This is a genomic window from Dokdonia sp. Asnod2-E02, assembly GCF_045063915.1.
Classification (GTDB): domain Bacteria; phylum Bacteroidota; class Bacteroidia; order Flavobacteriales; family Flavobacteriaceae; genus Dokdonia.
This window is the reverse complement of record NZ_JBEFNX010000005.1, coordinates 2,739,362-2,759,053: the sequence shown is the minus strand read 5'-3', so window position 1 is coordinate 2,759,053 and position 19,692 is coordinate 2,739,362. Positions and strand designations below refer to the sequence as shown.

17 protein-coding genes and 1 tRNA gene are annotated in these 19,692 nt (G+C 35.5%); 2 read left to right on the top strand and 16 right to left on the bottom strand.

The window, feature by feature from the left end; translation table 11 throughout:
* Nucleotides 1-32: 32 nt before the first annotated feature.
* From ACJJVM_RS12565 to ACJJVM_RS12545, 5 genes are all read right to left on the bottom strand, one after another.
* Nucleotides 33-524 carry a hypothetical protein gene (locus tag ACJJVM_RS12565; protein WP_298348023.1) on the bottom strand — a complete coding sequence of 164 codons (492 nt, stop codon included), beginning with the start codon at nt 522-524 and terminating at the stop codon, nt 33-35.
* Nucleotides 525-596: 72 nt separating this feature from the next.
* Nucleotides 597-1,310: a hypothetical protein gene (locus tag ACJJVM_RS12560; protein WP_405211867.1), complete on the bottom strand. Its 714-nt coding sequence runs from the start codon at nt 1,308-1,310 to the stop codon at nt 597-599.
* A 135-nt stretch (nt 1,311-1,445) separates the two neighbouring features.
* Nucleotides 1,446-2,546, bottom strand: coding sequence for an AMP-binding protein (locus ACJJVM_RS12555; protein ID WP_405211866.1), 1,101 nt, complete (start codon nt 2,544-2,546; stop codon nt 1,446-1,448).
* 57 nt (nt 2,547-2,603) lie between these two features.
* Nucleotides 2,604-3,518, bottom strand: coding sequence for a CPBP family intramembrane glutamic endopeptidase (locus ACJJVM_RS12550; RefSeq protein WP_299148513.1), 915 nt, complete (start codon nt 3,516-3,518; stop codon nt 2,604-2,606).
* Between the two features lie 3 nt (nt 3,519-3,521).
* Complete coding sequence (locus tag ACJJVM_RS12545; protein ID WP_405211865.1) at nt 3,522-4,556, bottom strand: o-succinylbenzoate synthase; 1,035 nt, start codon at nt 4,554-4,556, stop codon at nt 3,522-3,524.
* 285 nt (nt 4,557-4,841) lie between these two features.
* Here ACJJVM_RS12545 and ACJJVM_RS12540 point away from each other — a divergent pair, with 285 nt between their 5' ends.
* Nucleotides 4,842-5,402 carry a YqgE/AlgH family protein gene (locus ACJJVM_RS12540; RefSeq protein ID WP_298348015.1) on the top strand — a complete coding sequence of 187 codons (561 nt, stop codon included), beginning with the start codon at nt 4,842-4,844 and terminating at the stop codon, nt 5,400-5,402.
* Here ACJJVM_RS12540 and ACJJVM_RS12535 read toward each other — a convergent pair.
* Complete coding sequence (locus ACJJVM_RS12535) at nt 5,399-6,244, bottom strand: aminotransferase class IV (RefSeq protein WP_405211864.1); 846 nt, start codon at nt 6,242-6,244, stop codon at nt 5,399-5,401. The genes ACJJVM_RS12540 and ACJJVM_RS12535 overlap by 4 nt on opposite strands.
* A 50-nt stretch (nt 6,245-6,294) precedes the next feature.
* Complete coding sequence (locus ACJJVM_RS12530; RefSeq protein WP_298348012.1) at nt 6,295-6,681, bottom strand: START-like domain-containing protein; 387 nt, start codon at nt 6,679-6,681, stop codon at nt 6,295-6,297.
* Between the two features lie 197 nt (nt 6,682-6,878).
* On the opposite strand from ACJJVM_RS12530, the gene ACJJVM_RS12525 reads away from it, so the two are divergent.
* Nucleotides 6,879-6,952 (top strand) — tRNA-Met (locus tag ACJJVM_RS12525).
* Nucleotides 6,953-7,641: 689 nt separating this feature from the next.
* On the opposite strand, the gene ACJJVM_RS12520 is transcribed toward ACJJVM_RS12525, so the two are convergent.
* The 9 genes from ACJJVM_RS12520 to ACJJVM_RS12480 form a co-directional block, all read right to left on the bottom strand.
* Nucleotides 7,642-8,268 (bottom strand): Pycsar system effector family protein, encoded by a 627-nt coding sequence (locus ACJJVM_RS12520; protein ID WP_299148519.1) that lies wholly within the window; start codon nt 8,266-8,268, stop codon nt 7,642-7,644.
* 139 nt (nt 8,269-8,407) lie between these two features.
* Nucleotides 8,408-9,655, bottom strand: a complete 1,248-nt coding sequence (locus ACJJVM_RS12515; protein WP_299148521.1) for a sodium:proton antiporter — start codon at nt 9,653-9,655, stop codon at nt 8,408-8,410.
* 1 nt (nt 9,656) lies between these two features.
* Nucleotides 9,657-10,310: an ion channel gene (locus ACJJVM_RS12510; RefSeq protein WP_299148523.1), complete on the bottom strand. Its 654-nt coding sequence runs from the start codon at nt 10,308-10,310 to the stop codon at nt 9,657-9,659.
* Between the two features lie 166 nt (nt 10,311-10,476).
* Nucleotides 10,477-12,426: a thiamine pyrophosphate-binding protein gene (locus ACJJVM_RS12505; protein WP_405211863.1), complete on the bottom strand. Its 1,950-nt coding sequence runs from the start codon at nt 12,424-12,426 to the stop codon at nt 10,477-10,479.
* A gap of 11 nt (nt 12,427-12,437) precedes the next feature.
* Nucleotides 12,438-12,809: a hypothetical protein gene (locus ACJJVM_RS12500; RefSeq protein WP_298348004.1), complete on the bottom strand. Its 372-nt coding sequence runs from the start codon at nt 12,807-12,809 to the stop codon at nt 12,438-12,440.
* 59 nt (nt 12,810-12,868) lie between these two features.
* Nucleotides 12,869-13,621 (bottom strand): hypothetical protein, encoded by a 753-nt coding sequence (locus tag ACJJVM_RS12495; protein ID WP_405211862.1) that lies wholly within the window; start codon nt 13,619-13,621, stop codon nt 12,869-12,871.
* Nucleotides 13,622-13,632: 11 nt separating this feature from the next.
* The gene (locus ACJJVM_RS12490) at nt 13,633-15,240 is read right to left on the bottom strand and encodes a glutamate synthase-related protein (protein ID WP_035335774.1); all 1,608 of its coding nucleotides are present in this window, start codon (nt 15,238-15,240) and stop codon (nt 13,633-13,635) included.
* Between the two features lie 27 nt (nt 15,241-15,267).
* Nucleotides 15,268-18,786: a metallophosphatase gene (locus tag ACJJVM_RS12485; protein WP_405211861.1), complete on the bottom strand. Its 3,519-nt coding sequence runs from the start codon at nt 18,784-18,786 to the stop codon at nt 15,268-15,270.
* A 381-nt stretch (nt 18,787-19,167) separates the two neighbouring features.
* Nucleotides 19,168-19,437, bottom strand: a complete 270-nt coding sequence (locus ACJJVM_RS12480) for a hypothetical protein (RefSeq protein ID WP_298347995.1) — start codon at nt 19,435-19,437, stop codon at nt 19,168-19,170.
* Nucleotides 19,438-19,692: the final 255 nt, after the last annotated feature.

The following is a 19,692-nucleotide window of genomic DNA, read 5'->3' as shown; positions in this document are numbered from 1 at the left end:
TGCTCCTTTTTATAAACTTAGATTAATAAATACTATTTACCATCGTCATCTTTATTCTTTTTACGCTTTTTCTTTTTGCGCTTCTCTTGTCTTTTCTCTTTATCGTATTTCTTTTTTTCTTTACCAAACTCCTCTTCGGTAAGGATTTTTTCTACTTGCTCTTCTGTAAATACTTCTTTTAAAGAGTTTTCAAATTTTTTGCGTTCTGCATTAATAAGCTCTCTTTTTGCATCAAATTTGAGATTCTCATCATACCCTATATTTACAGTAGCTGTATAATAATCTTTGAGGTAACTTTTAAGTACTTCTTTTGTAAAGACATCTATATCTAGTATTTCTTGATACATATCTGCACGTTCTATACTAAGTAAATTTACGTCTGGTTTTTCTGGTTCTCCAGCGTCTTGCTGTCTTGCAGGTGGTGAGTATCCACGTTGTCCTCTCTGTATGCTCCCGAGGTTTTGCGCGTATATGGTAGACGAGCCAGCGATTAAAAAGATAAGTGCGAATAAACGAAAATTCATTGTTCTATATTTTTTGCAAATATGCATATTTATTTTTTCTTTTCTCTTTTCAATAATGATGCCTAACTATTTCTAATCCTTAATTACATCTAAAATTTCTGGCAAAATAGTAAGTGCCGTGAGTGCAATAGCACCCCCTAGATTTTTGTGCTCTGCTGCTTTTGCTTGCTTGCGTTGTGCTCTTTGTGCTTGTCTCTCTTCTTTTGGGGTTGTTGGAGCTTTGGCTACCTCAACTTCTTGTGCTACAAGATTTGTCTCACTTACTTTTTTATAAACGCTAGTAACAGACTTTGCTTGTGCTGGCTCTTGATGTACGCCACTACCACGTATCATTATCACGTTACTCACTACATCTTCATCATAATTTGCTTCTGTAAGATCATATGCCAGAGCTATACCATCTACCTTACTAACCTCTTTAAATGAGCCAGAAAACAGCTTCTGTACTCCCTGTTCTATCACTTTGCCTACACTTACCTCTGTAAACGATAATACAACTGCACTTACAGCACCATAAGTTCCTATAGCAATTTTATCTTCTGGCTCAAGTCTCTTTGTGAGTAATTTTACACCTTGCTCAATATAAAATTTGTGATCTTGATGTATACCTGCACTGCCTGTCTCTACTAGTATATAAATCTGAACCGGATCGTCTGCCGGGTAATTATCTGCCGCATAGGTTATTAATTGTTCGGCCTTGAGTACAGTTGTTTGGGTTTGATCTTGAGTCTGCGCAGTCATTTGCATCATTACAAAAAGGACTACTGCCTGTGCTAGATATTTCATACTTGCTTGGTTTTAAATTCAGTATAAACTTATCTCAAATGTGATTTACACCCTATTAGTAATGAGTAAACGAGCCTTGGTGTTGAGTAAAGTGGTATGAATGTGATTACGCTTTCGCGAAAGCGTACTAAAAACCTATATCGTATCCAGATACTTTGTTAAGGTCTGACCTCGCTGAATTTTACCAGTGCTAGTGCGCTGAAATTGAGGAACCGAAATAATTTTTCGAGGAAACTCATAAGGCTTAAATACCTTCATATCTTCCTCATTTATATCAAGCTCATAAGGTTGCTCTTGCTCTACAAAAAGAACTAGCTGTTCTCCCAGGCGATCATCTGGCATACCGGTGATGAAGTATGGCACATCAATAAAGCTTGCAAGTTTTGCCTCTATCTGTTCTGGATGTAGCTTCACCCCACCACTATTTATAACATTATCTATGCGACCTAGCCAAATAAATTTTTTATAGGTAACAATCCTTATAATATCGTTAGTAACTACAGGGTCTGTACTTACATAAGGTGCTTTTATAACTAAACAACTGCGCTCATCTGCCTCAATGGTTACTTTATCTAACACCTTAAAGGGTATAAGGCTGTCTTTATTCTTTTTTGAATTAACACGTCTAGCGGCTATATGAGTTACGGTCTCTGTCATACCATAAGTCTCATAGATCTTAGTAGCAAGCCCCTGTACTCTCTGTTTTAATGCGGGAGAGATAGCGCCACCTCCTACAATAAGTTTTGAAAGCAAATGCAGCCTAGATAAAGAGTTATCTAGTTGAAAAGGTGTCATTGCACAAAAATCATATCTCCTATATATATTATCTAATGGGTTTGATTTAGGCTGTGCCATATCAATACGCCAGCCTAAAACCATTGCTCTCACAAGCATCATTTTACCAGCTATGTAGTGAGCAGGTAGACATAGTAGCGCGGTGGTCTTTTCATACACATTAAAGTGCTTTGCCGTAGCTTTTGCACTATTTATCATATGAGACTTTGCAATTTTAATAGGCTTAGGGTCTCCAGTAGATCCAGAAGTTTGTACCGTTACATACTTCTTCTTGTCTAGCCATTCTAGTAAAAACTCACCTACAGACTCCTCATAAGGTTCTCCTTCTTTTATAAAACCATAGGCTTGGGCTTTAAGCGTAGCCTTAGTATGAGAAGATCCGTTAAGTTTAAACTTAGGGTGCAAAAATTTATGTCTATCTGTTGCATATAACATATGCATTAAAAATAAGTCTTACTTGTAAAATATAAGTTAGTAAGATGTAAACCTTATATTAAATTATGAAATAGTAGTGGCTGGTGGATGCACTGCACCTGTTAATTTTTCTTTCCAGTTAGACCATTTGTATTTTTTTGCTAAAATGAGGAGAAATATAGGGTAGACTATAAGTACCGGTAACACGAGCTCTATACCCGTATCTGCCTGCCCTACAGATTTAAAAATAGCATCTGTTTGTAACGCTGAGTACTCATAGGTGAGTAGTGTTGCTGCTAGTAAATTATTACCAAAATGAAAACCTAGAGCAAGCTCCATACCATCATCCATAAGTGTCATTATACCTAATAGTAAGCCTGTACCTATATAAAACACCATAGTGATAGGGCCTAACTCTGCTACTTCTGGATTTGCCCAATGAAATACCCCAAAAAGCACTGAGGTTAATATAAGCGGGAACCACCTATTGCGCACCATCACCCCTACTTGTTGCATCACATACCCTCTAAAAAGGTACTCTTCTAGACCTATTTGAAAAGGAAAAAACACTAAACCTATAAGAACGAGTATACCAAACTTAGAACTATCAAACTGCAACACATAATCTTCTGGTGTCATATAATAGACTATTGCAAAACTTGCCACTGTATAAATAAACACCATCATAAAACTAAAGAAGATACGACTCCAGTCTACTTTCTTTCTTGCTGTTGTCAAGCTCAATATACTGCGTTTATGTAGTGCCCAGACGAGTAAAAACAATACTGCCAGAATGGGAATAAATACAGCAAGGTTAAATGCGAGCAATAAGTTTTTTGACTTAAAAAGTCGCATCATATCATCCATCGCAGCTTGTGGATCTACATCTACAAAAAGGAAAAACAACAGGTTTGCGATAAAAATACCCATTGTAAGTATGGAGGTTATGACAAATTTCCAAGTTTCGTTTTCTCCCTTATAGGCTTGTTCTATAAACATAAATTATATTTTAAAATCCCAAGATAGCTCAGGGTTCATTTTTAAGGTTCCGTTTGTTACTTCTAGTGGCGAAGATATATTATTTGTAAATAGGCTGCCTGTACCTAGACCTTGAGGTCCTTTTGCATCAATTTTATAGGTCCACTGTGCGATGGCATTAAGCCCTATATTACTCTCAAGAGCAGAGGTTATCCACCAGCCTATGTTGCGCTTTTTTGCCTCTTCTATCCACTCCTCACTTCCTTTAAAACCTCCTACAAAGCTAGGTTTTAAAATTATATATTGCGGTTTAATACTGTCTAGTGCCTTACGCTTATCTTCAAGGTTTGTCACACCTATTAACTCTTCATCTAGCGCGATAGGTACTGGAGTACTCGCACAGAGTGCAGCCATATCATCCCACTGCTTTGTAGCGATAGGTTGCTCAATAGAGTGTATATCAAGAGCTGCAAGTTCTTTTAATACGCTTTGAACCGTTTCCTTTGTAAAACCTCCATTTGCATCTACACGCAATGTGAGTTTACTAGCGTCGTGATCTTTACGTATAGAAGATAATATGGCAAGCTCTTCTTTAAAGTCTATGGCCCCTATTTTCATTTTAATGCAATTAAAGCCTTGCATTAATTTTTCTGAGACTTGCTCACGCATAAAGGACTCGTCTCCCATCCATACCAATCCATTAATGGAGATTGCATCTTTGCCTGTTGTAAATTCAGAAGAATATATATGATAAGGGTCTTTTGCTTTAAGTGACATAAATGCCATTTCTACACCACCTTGTATACTGGGAAAATCTCTTAGTGCTTCCCATAATTTATCTGGACCTTGTGAGATGTGATCACACGTCCATTTAAGCATAGACTCATACTCTGGAACGTCGTCGTAACTTAATCCTCTTAAAATACCACACTCACCTATCCCGTAAGAAGCGCCGTCTTTTATAATAATATACCAGGTCTCTTTCGTGCGTAATACACCTCTAGAGGTGCCACTAGGTCTTTTAAACTCTAGAATATGTTTTTTATAGCTTGCCGTCAATCTCTCAATTTTTTCTAGTAAAAATAGCTATTGTGTGTGACTCTTGCGACTATATAAGCAGTCTTTAGCACTGTGTATATCTCGGTTATCTTCGTTTTTGACATCGATATACTGTGTATGCATAATTAAAAATACGGCCTATAATTCACTATATCTAAACAAATAAACCACAAAACACTTACAATCAGTATCTTATGTCATTATTTTTTATAACTTTTTTTTAATACCTAAATATTTGTCAAACTAAGAAAAATAGGTAGCTTTATTATACCAAAGGCGATAAATATGACTAAACTACCGACCAAAGGACAATTATTAGTTGCCGAGCCATCCGTATTAGGCGATGTTTCTTTCACGAGATCTGTAATCCTACTAGCAGATCATAATGAAGAGGGATCTGTGGGTTTTATACTTAACAAACCACTCGAAGTCACACTAGCAGATCTTATAGAGGGACTAGAAGATTGTGAGATGCCTATTTATAATGGAGGACCCGTAGAGCAAGAAAATTTGTACTTTATACACACCGCACCAGAACTTATAGAAGGAAGCCAAGAAATCTCTTCTGGTATTTACTGGGGAGGAGACTTTCAACGAGCTATAGATTTAATCCTAGCCAAAAAAATAAGCTGCGAAAATATAAAGTTCTTTTTAGGCTACAGCGGCTGGGGAAGCAAGCAGCTCGACCAAGAAATAGACGAGCATACTTGGGTAATCACAAAAAATAATTTTCGCAAAGAGCTCCTTAAAAGTAATCACGTTGCACTATGGAGTGATAAAATAAGGGAGTTAGGCGGCTCTTATGCTATATGGTCTAATGCTCCGGCAAATCCTCAATACAACTAGCCCAGGCGAGCCTTTACATTAAGTTTTTTGAGCAATGCAGTTGCTGTGTCTGATGTGAACTGCTTTTTGCGATACTTTGTAATAGGCTGTATTCCCTTAATCGTATTTGTTATAAAGAGCTCATCTGCCTTTTGCAGTTCAAAAGGAGAGATAGACGCTTCTTCTAGCCTATACTCATCCATAAGCTCAATAATACCCATTAACTGTTTTCTCACAATACCACGTAAACACCCATCTGTAAGTGGAGGTGTCTTTATAGTAGTTCCTTTTACAAGAAAGAGATTACCCTGTAAGGCTTCGGCAATATTTTTATCACTATTTACGAGCAGGCAGTTATCATAACCGTTTTCTTGCGCATAAATACTACCCGTCACGTGCACGATTTTATTAGTGGTTTTAAGTGTAGAGATAAGATCTGCGTTTATATAGTGATCTTTATAAAGCTCTACTTCATAAGGTGCATCATTGAGTAGGTAAAATGGTTCTGAGTGCGCTTTCGCGAAAGCGTAAAACCCCACACCTCTCTCTTCTGGGAGATAAGTGCCGCCTCCAGATCTATAGACTGTAATGCGCACACGTGCCGTCTCATTGATTAATCCGGCGGCGTCTATGGTGCTTTTGAGCTGTTCCTCTAGGTACTCCGGTGTAAACTCCATAGGGATATCCATACGCAAGATGCGCATCGAGGCCATAAGCCTGAAATAATGATCTTCCCAAAAGAGAAGTTTACCATTTACTGCTTTTATAGTTTCAAAGAGTCCATCACCATAAAGAAAACCTCTATTAAAAGGGTCTAGACTAGTTTGTGCTGCTGCCGATATTGTTCCGTTGTGATTAATCATAAAAAAACCGCCTATTGTAAGGCGGTGCAAAGATATTAATTAGGCGCTAGTTAAACTGAGCCTATTACTTGTTTGAGTTCTGAAATTTGATTTTCCCAAAACATTTTACCTTCATCTATTTCATCTTCTTCTGCATAGTCTGTAATCATAAGAGATACATCTTTTGTAATCTCATCTACTTGTATGCGCAACTGGAAGAAATACTCCTCTCCCTCGTCATCTAGCCACTGAAATTTTATGTAATCTCCGTTACGTTTACCTAAGAGTTTTGCTTTTTCTTCACTTCCGTCCCAAATAAAGGTATAAAATTCTCCTCTTGAATTTACATTGTCTGCAAACCACTCACTCATTCCAGAAGGGGTTGCCATATATTGATATAGTAAAGATGGAGAGGCTCTTACAACAAACTCAATCTCGTATTTTTTTTTCTCGCTCATAAAAACTTGTAATTGTATCGACAATATATTGATATTAATTTCGACAACAAAGCAATTAAATTGATTTTATTTGAGAAAGAGGTTTGCACTACCGCTATTATATTTTATATTTGCACCCGCTTAGACAAATGCTTTTATAGTTTATTCTCTTAAAAGTGATTTTTACTTAACCCGTAAATCTATGCTCTAAGTAAGATGGCGAGGTAGCTCAGTTGGTTAGAGCGTCGGATTCATAACCCGGAGGTCGGGGGATCGTGCCCCCCTCTCGCTACTTAAATATGAAGGCTTCACAATTATGTGAAGCCTTTTTTTTGAGATAAAATGAAATTTAAATTTACTTAGTCCTTATTACCTAAAGCTCTACACTTTATATAAATTATGTTAAGGTCTATTGTATTTACTCATTCTCTATTTTCAATTTTGTAATCATTACCAAATTCCTGTCTAACAAAATTAAATGGAAATCAATAGCTGCTCTCCCAGAACTTATATAATCCATACACGATAACCACATAGTTAACAATAACAAGGCTTATATTGTAGGAATAACATTTACATCTAAACAGTTATTTGATATTGAAAATCCTTAGAAAGTATTTTTTACGTATTAAGCATCGTAAATCGTACAGGTCAAAATATCTAGATGATCTCTCTTCTGATCTAATCACGCAGATAGTTAAGTTCAAAACTAGGTTGTTAAAAAACCTAACTAAGGTTGGCTTTTTGCTTTTCATAATTTCGTAACATTCTATCTATTCCGCTTTCGCAAAAACTTACTTCTGTACATTAAAACCTATCAAGAAATACCAAATATATTTATGTTAAATTCTGACGATACAAATTGTAAACAAGACACGTCTAACCATTGCTATTTTATCAGATGATTAGTAAGTAAAAATAAGCGCTTTTTTCAATATAACTGATTGACCATTTCATTAGTAATTTTAAGGTTTATTCAGTCTATACAAAACCTCCAAACAAGGCGTGACAGCCTATAAATGCGACTACAGATAAAATAATACCTAGTAAAAAAATGTTAAATGACTTACGAAGTAGTTTAAACTTTCTATCCATAGTCTTACCAAGATGAAAAGTATCTTTGGCAATGGTTTTATATAACTCATCGCCCTCATTCATTAACGTAGTAATCTTTTCAACATATTCATTTTCTTCCATATTGTGAAAATTACCATAAAACATTAAATTTTTGGCTTCACTTTCTCCGTGGACGAGCTCAGGGCGTGTGGCAAAAATTGCGTAGGCAATTGAAGCTAGATTAGTTATTAAAATCATCACTACAGGATAAATAAGATGAGGGTCTGTACCTAATTGACTCATTACTGTACCCAAGACTAGGGAAAGAATTAGAGCGTTGATAGAAATCAAAATATTTGATTTTGTATCTATCATTGTATTCAATGTGTATTGATTTTTAGACAGCAGTCTAAACAGTGTTTCAACACCACGTTCAGACCGTGGTTCTAGCTTTGCGAGTTTCTTTTTCAACTGCTTTAAGGCTTCCTTATCTATGTTAAGCTCTGCCATCAAGTATTTATCTTCTTCTTTTTTCTCTTTTTTATCGCTCATAATTACCTTTAAAAAAATTACTCATCTCCTTAGATGAACCCTTATTACTAATCAAAAACACCTGCGACTCTTTTTATTGCGCTCATTTGGTGTCAAATATAACAATGACTCTGAATATGAAAACTAAGAGTTTATATCGTTAGTCATTTTTATATATCAACTTTGCAAAAACACCTATTGAAAGTCCTTGTACAATTATAGAAAACAAAACCACTATATATGTAATATGCAGTATCAAGTCTTTTGATAATTCATCACCCAAACTAAGTGCTAGAGCTATAGATATACCACCTCTCAATCCACCCCAAGTCAGAATTGCAATAGTTTTGATAGGCTTTTTCTCATAATGTTTAAGTAATGAGTACGGTAAAAACACAGAGCAAAATCGTGCAAAAAGAACAATTAAAATAGCCATTACTCCTAATAAAAAGTAATTACTATTAAATTCTAATAAGTGAATAGCAAGCCCCATAAGAACAAATAAAATACCATTAAAAACCTCGTCTAATATTTCCCAAAAAGAGTTGATTGCTTTCTGTATTGGATTTTTATCTTCATTTATATGTATTCTATTCCCTATCAATAATCCTGCTACTACCATAGCTAATGGCGCAGAGACATTTAATAAAAAAGCACCAGATGTTCCTCCCATTACTACAGCTAGAGTTATTATTACGGCAAGTTGTGGGTTTTCTTTTAATGAGTTGATACACTTCAAACCTAGAAATCCAATAAGAAGTCCGTAAAGAATGCCTCCTACAGCTTCTTCTAGAAATAAGAGCCCAATCTCTGCACCAATCTGGGCAGCGCTATGATGCTCTGTTGCTGTAGCAATCAATAATATTCCAGAAAAAACAACAACGCCTATCCCATCGTTAAATAAAGATTCGCCTTCTATTTTTATACCTAAAGACTCTGCAATATTTGCCTTTTTGAGAATCGCCATTACAGCAATAGGATCAGTAGGTGATATCAACGCTCCAAATAAAAGTGCGTGTAAAAAGGGTAGCTCTACATCAATTAATTGCGCACCAAAAAAGACAAGGCCTCCTACTAAGAAAGTGGATATGAGGACACCTAAGGTGGCAAATAATAAAATTGATTTCCTCTGTTCTTTAAGTGCTGCAAGATTAACATGTAATGCTCCTGCAAATAATAAAAAACTTAAAATCCCGTCGAGTAGAAGCGTTTTAAAATCTGCCTTAACGATAATATCACAAAAGAATTTGTAAAATTCTGGGAATATAGTTTCACTTAATGTTAATGGAATAATTAGAAACAAGCTTAAAATCATCAACCCAATCGTTGTTGGTAATTTTAACCACTTGTAATTTATGTAACTAAAAAGAGCCGCAATTGTAAATACAATACTAAAAGATTCGAACATATTACTTTGATTTTGTATTAATATATTTCCCAACAAATACCCCAATCACAATAGCCAAGTAAAATTGGCCTATTATATTCATCACTAATGTTATAGATTGCGCAGGAGCAGTAAGAGGTGTGATATCACCATATCCAACAGTAGTGATACTTATAAAACTAAAATAGTAAAAGCTATAACCCGAGTAACCATCAATTAATCTAAATGAACTATTGTTTAAAAAATTAATAGATTCAAATAGCACTCCTCCTAATATTCCTAGATAAAGAAACCCTAGTAAGGGCCCTAGTATAAACTGTAAGTTTATCTCTTTTATGAGTAATAATTGTCTTACTAAGATGATGCAAAAACATACAAACAATAAAAAGGACGATACTAATCTATAAATTAATATAACAACTGAACTGTCATTAGACAGCTCTAACCATATAGCGAGCAATGTAAAAAAGCCAATGATATAGGTGATAGATTTGGCGAGCTTGTTAGTTGCCAGCAAGGAGCTCCCTATGATTAATAAGGTATAATTTATGACAGTAACATAAGCCGGACTTATACCTGAAATAAGAATATGAAAAGGTGTCAAAAGAAAGTTGAACACGCTTAAAATAGCAATTAGGTATTTATAATTTGCTATTATAGAATTAAGCCTACTCATTTTTTTTAATATTTATCATTAACTATCCTCCTAGCAATCAACCTTTACATACATCACTTTGATATAATTGCAAAACTGCTACTACCTCTGAGAGATTTTTTCATCTGTCAGAGGTACTAGTTCCTTAACTATACCAACTACTTATTTGCGTAACTCTATTTAGTAATTAAATTAAATTTACGTCTGTAACTACTTCTAACAAGGCTGGGCCATTATGTTCATTAAGCTTTTTCATAGCTGGTAATAAATCCTCGAGTTTCTCAACGCGAATACCGAGAGCACCACAGTTTTGAGCATACTTTGCAAAGCTAGGATTTGTTAATGAGGTTTGCCATACATCAACCTCTGCTGCACGTTGCTCCTTTGATATTTTACCTAGCTCAGAGTTATTGAGTACTATATGTTTAATATTCATATTATACTTTACTAAAGTATTTATTTCGGCTAGGTATTGACCTAAACCAGCATCACCAGACACAGACCATATAGGTCTCTTATCACCTTCTGCTGCCCAGGCACCCATTGCCGCCGGTAAAGCAAAGCCTATAGAACCTAGATATCCAGACATCAATATAGACTGGTTTGTAGGCTCAAAATATCTACCAAATGAATACGTATTATTACCTACATCTACAGCTATCACTGCATTTTCTGGTGTAACTTTATTCATTGCATCAAAAACAGAAATAGAGCTAAGCCCATCACCACAATCTTTAAGGCGGCTTTCTTTTTCTTCACGCCATAGTCTCCAGCGTTCCTCTATTTCTCCACGTTGATCTACCGCCACAGTCATTTTATTAGTTTGAGCCTCAATAATTTTCATTGTTTCTGAAATTTCTCCCCATAAGGCAACATCTACTTTATGATGTTTACTGAGCGCCATAGGGTCATAATCAACTTGAATTATTGGCTTCTTTGGAGTGATACCTGTATGATTAGAAAATGAAGCTCCTAGTACAAATAACAAGTCACTTTCATTCATAAACCACGATGCTATAGGAGTACCACTTCTACCTAAAACTCCACAACCTAAGGGATGTTTATCTGCTATTAATCCTTTTGCTTTAAAAGTGGTGATGATTGGACAATTTAAAGCTTTCGCGAAAGTGGTAATAGCCTCCATCTCAAAACGTGCACCGTGCCCAACAATAATTACAGGTCTTTCTGCTTTCTTAAGAAGCTCTACTGCCTTATCAACCATCTCTTTTGGAGGGCTTATATTAAAAGGAGTAATTCTATCTTCTGGAGTTTGAGCCTTTGCATTTTCTGGCTTCTCTGTAAATGCTACCTCATCTGGAAAGGTTAAATGCACTACATTTTTCTTTACAAGCGCCGTCTTTAATGCAAGTGACATTAACTCACTATGATTAGAATTTAAATGCACTGCGTGATTAAATTGAGTCACACTTTCAAAAGCTTTTACAAGATCTACTTCTTGAAAAGCACCAGTCCCAACTACCTGAGTATTAATTTGCCCTGAAAGCGCTAGCAATGGAGCTCTATCAACTTTTGCGTCCCACATTCCTGTATACATATTTGTAGCACCTGGACCAGCGATGCCAAAACAGGCTGCAGGTTTTCCTGTTAATTTTGCATAACCAGAGGCAGCAAATGCTGCAGCACCCTCGTGTCTAATACCAAAAAACTGTAGTTTCCCCTTTTTCTCCTGCCTTCTCATAGCATCTGCAACCGCAAGATTACTATGTCCTACCATTCCAAAAACAGTATCAACACCCCAGTTTACCATAGTCTCAATCATCACATCAGATATAGTTTCTCTATGCGTTTCCTCTTCTGGGATTGCAACATAAATAGCCTCACCCTCTTCTTTCACTTCAAAATTCTTGATCCCGTCATCAAAGCCTCCAGGTGAGTTTCCCGTACACGGGTCATAATCCCAACCGTGCCAAGGACAGCGTAACATTCCATTTTCTATAGAACCTTCTCCAAGAGGTCCTCCCTGATGTGGACATTTGTTATCTAATGCTGAAAATTTTCCTTTGTAATGCGTTAAACAGATACCTTGATGACCAGCAGTTACAGTCTGGACTCGTCCCTCAGGGAGCATTTTTCTATTGTCTAATACCTTGTACCACTTTTTACCCTTTGAGTCCATAACTTGTGTATTTAATTCAACTTATTTTTAAATTGTTGTTGGCGTATTTTTACTGCTCTATAGGAATAAGTTATTAAAGACAGAATCCCTATTAATGCTAAAACAATAGCAAGAACACTAGTATATAATGAAGTTTTTTCTAAATCAAATAGCCCATTTATCACACTTGAGATCAATAGAAACCCTACTGCTGTATAAAGAAAAACCATAGCTGTATTTAACAATTTTAACTGCACAAGCTTTTTTGTAATCATCTTCTTTTGCTTGGACTGCTCAATCATTTGGTTAATCTCATTACTCAAAGCTACCATTAAGGTAGATGTAGAAAGAATAAGTAATCCCAAACCTGGAACTATCGTTATAGGTAGGTACCAATTTTCCATAGAGTTAAATAACGTTTGGATTACTTAAATATACAAAGCGTTGTAGACGGCCATACATTTTATACGGCTTGTAATTTACTAATCACTTCTTTAAAAAACTTTACACCATCTGCCTCCACAATTCCCCTAGCATCGAGTATGGCTCCTTTAAAACCGTTAGATTTCCAATCACCTATGGTTAATGATTCTAATCCAGATGGATCTATAGCTTGACCCCCTTTGTAACCTGTGATGTATAAATAGTGATTTTCGCAAAGGCTATCTGGAATAGCTAGTCCTAAGCCCACTGTTATATGTGAATCTGGAATTAGGCTATAAATGCCAGTATCAAAATGGTGTGGCCAGATTCTTATAGATGTATTAAGATTATAGTGAATATCTATTCTTTCTAGAATAAATTGAGCTAGAATACGTAGATGCATCATCTCACTCAAATCCTCAACATCAGACAACTTAAAAGTAAAATCATCATCAATAGAGTAAGGCAATTCATAATGGAATTTATAAGAATATTCTTTGTTGATAAATTCACGAGAGTTACTAGAAATCCATTCTACAAGTCCTTTATGAGTAGCTCCATCTAAGTCTATTACTTTTGAAACTGCATCAGATCTCCATTCTAAACTAAAGTTTTTATAATTCAAAATGAGCTTATCATTAGCATTAGACAGCGAGTGCGTCTCAAGGATAGCTTCCTCTGGGTTAAATCCTAGGTTTGTATGACTATCGTCTTCTTTTTTAGGCAAAAAACTTATTCCTGCTGCGGCTAGATATTGAGAAGCGATGTGTAATTGTTTTTCTATAGTGTCCATAATGTATCTTATTAAATTCCAGCATAATTAATTCCAGTCAAGAAATGTATATCTCTATCATATGTAGAAAGGTCATCTTGATTAAACTTTTCAATATTGTCATACCCACAAGCTCTCGCTACGACCTTAATTAAATTGTTTGTAGCTTCAAAGTAGTTCTGTAACTGCTTTGCCGATGAGTCAATAATTAAACGACTACGCAAAGATTCCTTTTGTGTAGCGATCCCTACTGGACAATTATTGCTTCCGCAGGCACGCATTCCTAAACACCCAATAGCTTGTAATGCAGAGTTTGAAACTGCTATTGCATCTGCTCCTAGCATTAATGCTTTGGCAAAATCTTCTGCTACGCGTAAACCTCCTGTAATTATAAGGGTTACATCTTTTGCTCCTACTTTATCTAGATAAGTACGTGCTCTAGCAAGTGCTGGTATGGTAGGGACATTAATATGATCTCTTAATACTTTAGGTGCAGAGCCTGTACCTCCTCCTCTACCGTCTAGAATGATATAGTCTACCCCTACATCTAGAGCAAACTGGATATCCTTTTCTATATGACTAGCTGCAATTTTAAATCCTATAGGGATACCTCCTGTGCGTTCTCTTACCGCTTTCGCGAAAGCTTTAAAATCTTCAACACCGTGAAAATCTGGAAATGTCGCTGGTGATATTGCTGTCTCTCCTTCTTTTAACCCTCTCACCTCAGCAATTTCTTTACTTACTTTGCTACCTGGCAGGTGTCCTCCCGTACCAGTTTTGGCACCTTGCCCAGCTTTAAAGTGAAAAGCTTGAACGTTATCTAGTTTATCCCAAGAGAATCCAAATTTCGCGGAAGCGAGCTCATAAAAATATTTTGAATTATTAGCTTGCTCTTCTGGCAACATCCCTCCTTCTCCAGAACAAATACCTGTTCCTGCTAGTTGAGCACCTTTAGATAAAGCTACTTTTGCTTCACGAGATAGTGCACCAAAGCTCATATCACTTACAAATAATGGTATATCAAGGATTAACGGCTTCTTTGCCTTTGCTCCTATAACGACTTTAGTAGCAACCGCATCTTCATCTAATAAGGGTCTTGAGGCTAGTTGCGCAGGTAAAAACTGAATATGATCCCATTTAGGAAGTGTGTTTCTATCTACACCCATCGATGCAGAAAACCCGTGATGACCTACATTCTTTAGTCCATTTTTTGCAAGTTCTTTTATATAACCCGTATAAGGTTCTGTGTCTTCTGGATGGGTATCTGCATAGGCTCCTAGATATTCATCTCTATTAAAAGGTTGTGGATTCTTTTTGAGATATGCATCTATCTCAAAAGCATCTACCAGGAGCTTCCCATCTTCTATTTTAGTAGAAAATTTATGTAGCACCTCACTATTATTATATTCTGAAACACCCGAGTCTACGCGATAATCCCATCCGTGAACTCCACAAATTAAATTATCGCCATCTACGTGACCGTCAGACATTAAAGCTCCTCTATGATGACACCTTCCGTACAGAACAGAAATTTCTTCATCAAACTTCACAATCACTAAATCTAATCCATTAACGAGTGCGTGCTCTGGTTCTTTATTCTTTAAGCTATCTACTTGAATTATTGCTACAGGTTGTTTCATATTTGATATAATTTTTGAAGTTTAATATTAAAAGACAAAGCCTAAGGAAAACACAATCCTTCCACCATCTGTACTTGAGTAATACCCTAGATTAGTAGTAAATGTTTCTAAGCCACTTACCCAAAAGGAGCCACCAACGCTATTATGCCATTTATCTGAATTATCGTTTTCTACCCATACTCTCCCGTAGTCAAAACCTCCAGTTACACCATACTTAAGTGGTATAAAACTGGTTTTAAATTTACCTAACAGCAATCTCAAGTCTGTATTTTGATATACTGAGTACTTACCAATAAAACGTTCTTTTCTAAACCCTCGCAGACTGTGATTACCGCCTAAAGAAGCCCCGTGGTAAAACTCAAAATTATCACCAAGAATAGCTTCTCCACCTATCTTTGTTGCTAGTACAAGACTGGCACTTTTGTTTAATCTATGGTCTATTGCTATGTGAGGACGTACATATCCAAAATTATTGTCGATGTCTTCTCCATCAATATTAGCTTTATAACCTGCCGTGATACTCGCATCTAATCCTAATGTAGGGTAAGCGATATCATCCTTGTTTTTAAAACTGTAATTAACTTCTGCACCTGCATAGGTTTGTTTTTCAAAAACTGAAGCCGTCGCAGGTAGAAAGTTTATGAATCTATCTTCTACATTTTCTACTTCAAAAGATTCTATTAAAGGTTTGAAGTAAAACGAACCTCCATTTCTACCATTCCAAATCAAGGAAATAGCTACATTCCATTCTTTTATACTTACCCTATTAAAATCAATCTCCACTTCATCTTTATCATAAAGCGTTTCATTCCCAAAACCAAAAAAGTTTTGTGCAAAATTTGGACTCGTATATTTCCCCTCTACTCCAAAATTCCAGTTATGAAATATATTTGCAAACTCTCCTTTATAAGAAACATCATAACCGGAATTACCAGTATAATATGAAGCACTCACCGAATGCTTTGTAGTAAATGGATTGCGCTGAATCCCATATGTTGTAAAGTTATTCACAAAACCTATACGTAATCCATCGTCAGGGTTTGCGCCTATGATGGGCAAAAATTGATTAATACTATATTTACGTTTTTTATAATCGTAGTTATTTATCTCATAATCATCTACTAGCCATTTTTTTGACTTGTTATTAACGATGGTATTATTCTTCCCTTTATAATCATAGAGTTTCACTTTTTTTGTATTCTCAAAATTATAAATGTCATTTTTCTTTCCTCCTAAAACCTTTATAGTGATGTGATTGTTTCCTTCTCCTGTTACGTTGAAGGTATCATTACCATCTAAACCATAAATCCAAATTTCTTTAGTTTCATCTTTATTAAATATTCTTTCAAAGATTTCTAGGTCTTTTCTTTGAGCGGTAATTTTAGTTTGCCCGTTTGGAAGCCTTGTGATATCAAAGACATCATCTTTCTGTGTTCCAGTAATAACTTCGTGTTTGTTTACATAATCATAGTATCTGCGAGCGATATCTATAATATTACCTCTTCTTCCTCTAAGACTTTTCTTAATTTCTTCAATTGTTTGACCTTCAACTTCTGCTGGTAGATTTTGGAATGCATTTTCTATTACCTCATCTGTTAATCCAGTTTGTAAGGTTATTGCTTCTCTTTCCCAATCTTCCCAATTAGATTGATTAATAAAAGTCATATCTAATGGGTATGGCTCAAAACTAAACCACTTAGGGCTTGGTAATTCCTCATCAAACGACTGCATCATACGTAAGCTCGGAACTGCACAACGCAAAAATCCCAATATACTTCCATCAAAAACTGAAAACGCTTGGTCTCTGTCTCTTGGAATAGGTTTACATATTTCCGAACCGTCTTCATTTTCAAAAAGTGCCCAACGCCATTGATCTTCGTGCCTGTCCCAGTCGCCTATGAGCATATCAAAAAGCCTTGCTCTAATGTATGATGGTTCATCTACTATAGACTTTCCCGTATTATTTATTTCTAAGAGTACGTCGCTTGTGCTTAAAATATCTTTTGGCTTTCCAAAACTTTCTAAGTCTTTATGTCCAGATTCTACGCGTTCTTCAATAAGATACAATTCATCACCATACTCGTCATTAAACTCACCGAGACCTTTTTGTTTAGGGATGTAGTACAGCTCTGGATTTGTATGAAATATATCAACTGCATCTGCCAGTGTTCCTATTGTGGTAGGTGTATAAGGATGGGCTGTTGTATAAAAGTCTAATAAGAAATTATCTGCAAAACTTCCTTCTAGTTCTTCTTCAACATACTTATCTTGAAATGCTGTGGACTGTAGAAATTTAATCGCACTTTTTCTTAGTGCTCTCATTACATATTCTCTACCATCTTTAGTTTCTAATCGTAAAGATTTCGATTGGTGTCCACCACCTCGTCTTGTAGGTGTAAGCCCTCCTTTTAAGGTATCTATAAAAGCTACTTTAGCATTTACTGATTTACTATAGTATTCTCTATAATGGTCTCCCCAAAGCCCTTTATATACTTTGCTTTTCTCCGTCTCATCTACAGAGTAAACAGAAGAACTAAATGTTGAACCAAAGCTACTTTTATCTTTAAAGTTGTTAAATAATTCTTCTTGAACTGGCACAATAACTTCGGCTGTATAAGGTGATGCCGTGCCTTGAAATGTAACACTTATTCTACCTCCTTTAAAAAAATCAATTCGTGCATAACCATTTTCGCTTGAAGCGAAATCTTTACTACTTTTTACAGAAGCATTTCTCGTTTGACCTGCAGCTCCACTTATTATTTGAGGAACTCCATATTTATTAATGTATTGTAAATTTTTATCGTGTCCAGAAACAAAGAAAATATCCTTTGTCTGCCTTGCAAGAGTGACTAGACGATTCCTAAATTTTCTGTTTTGCTTGTTTTGAAAATCGTGTAGAGAAGTTCCACCTGTTCTAGCTATTAATCCTTCATTAGTATTTGAAAAAACAGGATGATGCATTGCTACCATTATTATTTTTCCTTGCGACTTTTTAAGCATACTCTCAAAAGCTAGAAAAAACTCTGTCCTGTTTTTAATATCACAATCTTCGTTTAGATAGATATGCTCATTCCAATCTTCTAGATACCATTGAGAATCAACTGTAATTAAAACGACATCATCTGTGATATCCGTTTTTTTTATAGGACAACCCTCATCTGGGTAGAATTTTGCTTTACTCTTTTTTTGAATAAATTTTTCTATATCTCTTACATCTCTATGACCGTCAACAACCCATTCGTGGTGTCCTGGTGTAAAAACCACTTTGCCATTAAATGATTTTAAGATATCTAATTGGGATATTATTTTAGTTTTTGCCTCCCTAGAATAACCATCTTTAGAAACAGCATTACCAAGTATGAGTAATTTTGAATCTTTTAATGTTTTAGCTTCCTCATTAATTTGAGATAAGACATTATTGTTATCTGCAGTTCCAGTATTTGCAGTAACAAAAACTGAAGTTTCTAATTGTTGTGCAGTTGCAAAAAAACTAAATAATAGTAGCCCGCATAAAACACTAATTCTGGTTGGATTAGAAGTTTTCATATTATTTGTTGTTGATGGGTTTTAGATAATAAATTTTCAAAATAGTTAAACTACTGAAAAGTAATAGAGAGTAATAACACATTGGCGTGCTTGAAGCTGTATTAGGGCATTGTGCAGTTCCTGCAAATTGCATTATAGAAGCCACTAAAGCTATAGTACCTGCCAATCCTGTAAATAGAAAGTACACGACATTCCATTTTTTTATGAGATGCGCTATGAGTGGAAGAATAAAACAGATTAGGATAACCAAACACATTGGTATGTACATTATTTTGGGACACCCAACGCCAGTTTTAAATTCTTCAATTACGAGACCTCCAGCTCCATTAATTCCTATTATTAGAATTACCAAAATGAGATAATATGTGAACTGTTTAGCCATTACTTTTTATACACCACCTTACAAGTAGGACACTCAGGTCCCTTTACAGTGCTCTTAAGTTTTATCCCATTCATTTGTGTTACTATAAAATCTTGTACAAATGCATAATTTGCACTATGATTGTTAACACTTATTTGAGTGTCCTTATACTTTTCTCTTATAAGATTATCATATTCCTGGTCTCCCCAACAGTTAGGACAATAGTCACTAGATAATTCCGAAATTTCTTTCTCATTTCTATTACCGAATAGTTCTTTTATAAATTTCATTTTTGAGCTATTTTATTCCTAATTTGTGATAATCTTTTCTAGACAGCCTTATTTCTGCTGGGTTCTAAACTATAATAAGGCAAAATAATTAACCTATCGTATCATATAAATATTATAGAAATTTACTATCAGTAAGTTATGAGGCAATTTAGTGCCTTATATTAATTTGGGAAAGCTTTAGTTTTTCAATAGTTACTCTAGGCGACACGTTGTAGTAGTTTTATATAACTTCTTCACGAAGTATGATTTAAAAAC

Excerpts from the sequence above, each read along its gene's own strand:
- ACJJVM_RS12495 (WP_405211862.1), bottom strand. The coding sequence starts at position 13,621 with ATGGACACTATAGAAAAACAATTACACATCGCTTCTCAATATCTAGCC.
- ACJJVM_RS12505 (WP_405211863.1), bottom strand. The coding sequence starts at position 12,426 with ATGGACTCAAAGGGTAAAAAGTGGTACAAGGTATTAGACAATAGAAAA.
- ACJJVM_RS12500 (WP_298348004.1), bottom strand. The coding sequence starts at position 12,809 with ATGGAAAATTGGTACCTACCTATAACGATAGTTCCAGGTTTGGGATTA.
- ACJJVM_RS12565 (WP_298348023.1), bottom strand. The coding sequence starts at position 524 with ATGAATTTTCGTTTATTCGCACTTATCTTTTTAATCGCTGGCTCGTCT.
- ACJJVM_RS12535 (WP_405211864.1), bottom strand. The coding sequence starts at position 6,244 with ATGATTAATCACAACGGAACAATATCGGCAGCAGCACAAACTAGTCTA.
- ACJJVM_RS12490 (WP_035335774.1), bottom strand. The coding sequence starts at position 15,240 with ATGAAACAACCTGTAGCAATAATTCAAGTAGATAGCTTAAAGAATAAA.
- ACJJVM_RS12530 (WP_298348012.1), bottom strand. The coding sequence starts at position 6,681 with ATGAGCGAGAAAAAAAAATACGAGATTGAGTTTGTTGTAAGAGCCTCT.
- ACJJVM_RS12560 (WP_405211867.1), bottom strand. The coding sequence starts at position 1,310 with ATGAAATATCTAGCACAGGCAGTAGTCCTTTTTGTAATGATGCAAATG.
- ACJJVM_RS12540 (WP_298348015.1), top strand. The coding sequence starts at position 4,842 with ATGACTAAACTACCGACCAAAGGACAATTATTAGTTGCCGAGCCATCC.
- ACJJVM_RS12510 (WP_299148523.1), bottom strand. The coding sequence starts at position 10,310 with ATGAGTAGGCTTAATTCTATAATAGCAAATTATAAATACCTAATTGCT.
- ACJJVM_RS12555 (WP_405211866.1), bottom strand. The coding sequence starts at position 2,546 with ATGCATATGTTATATGCAACAGATAGACATAAATTTTTGCACCCTAAG.
- ACJJVM_RS12485 (WP_405211861.1), bottom strand. The coding sequence starts at position 18,786 with ATGAAAACTTCTAATCCAACCAGAATTAGTGTTTTATGCGGGCTACTA.
- ACJJVM_RS12480 (WP_298347995.1), bottom strand. The coding sequence starts at position 19,437 with ATGAAATTTATAAAAGAACTATTCGGTAATAGAAATGAGAAAGAAATT.
- ACJJVM_RS12550 (WP_299148513.1), bottom strand. The coding sequence starts at position 3,518 with ATGTTTATAGAACAAGCCTATAAGGGAGAAAACGAAACTTGGAAATTT.
- ACJJVM_RS12520 (WP_299148519.1), bottom strand. The coding sequence starts at position 8,268 with ATGAGCGATAAAAAAGAGAAAAAAGAAGAAGATAAATACTTGATGGCA.
- ACJJVM_RS12515 (WP_299148521.1), bottom strand. The coding sequence starts at position 9,655 with ATGTTCGAATCTTTTAGTATTGTATTTACAATTGCGGCTCTTTTTAGT.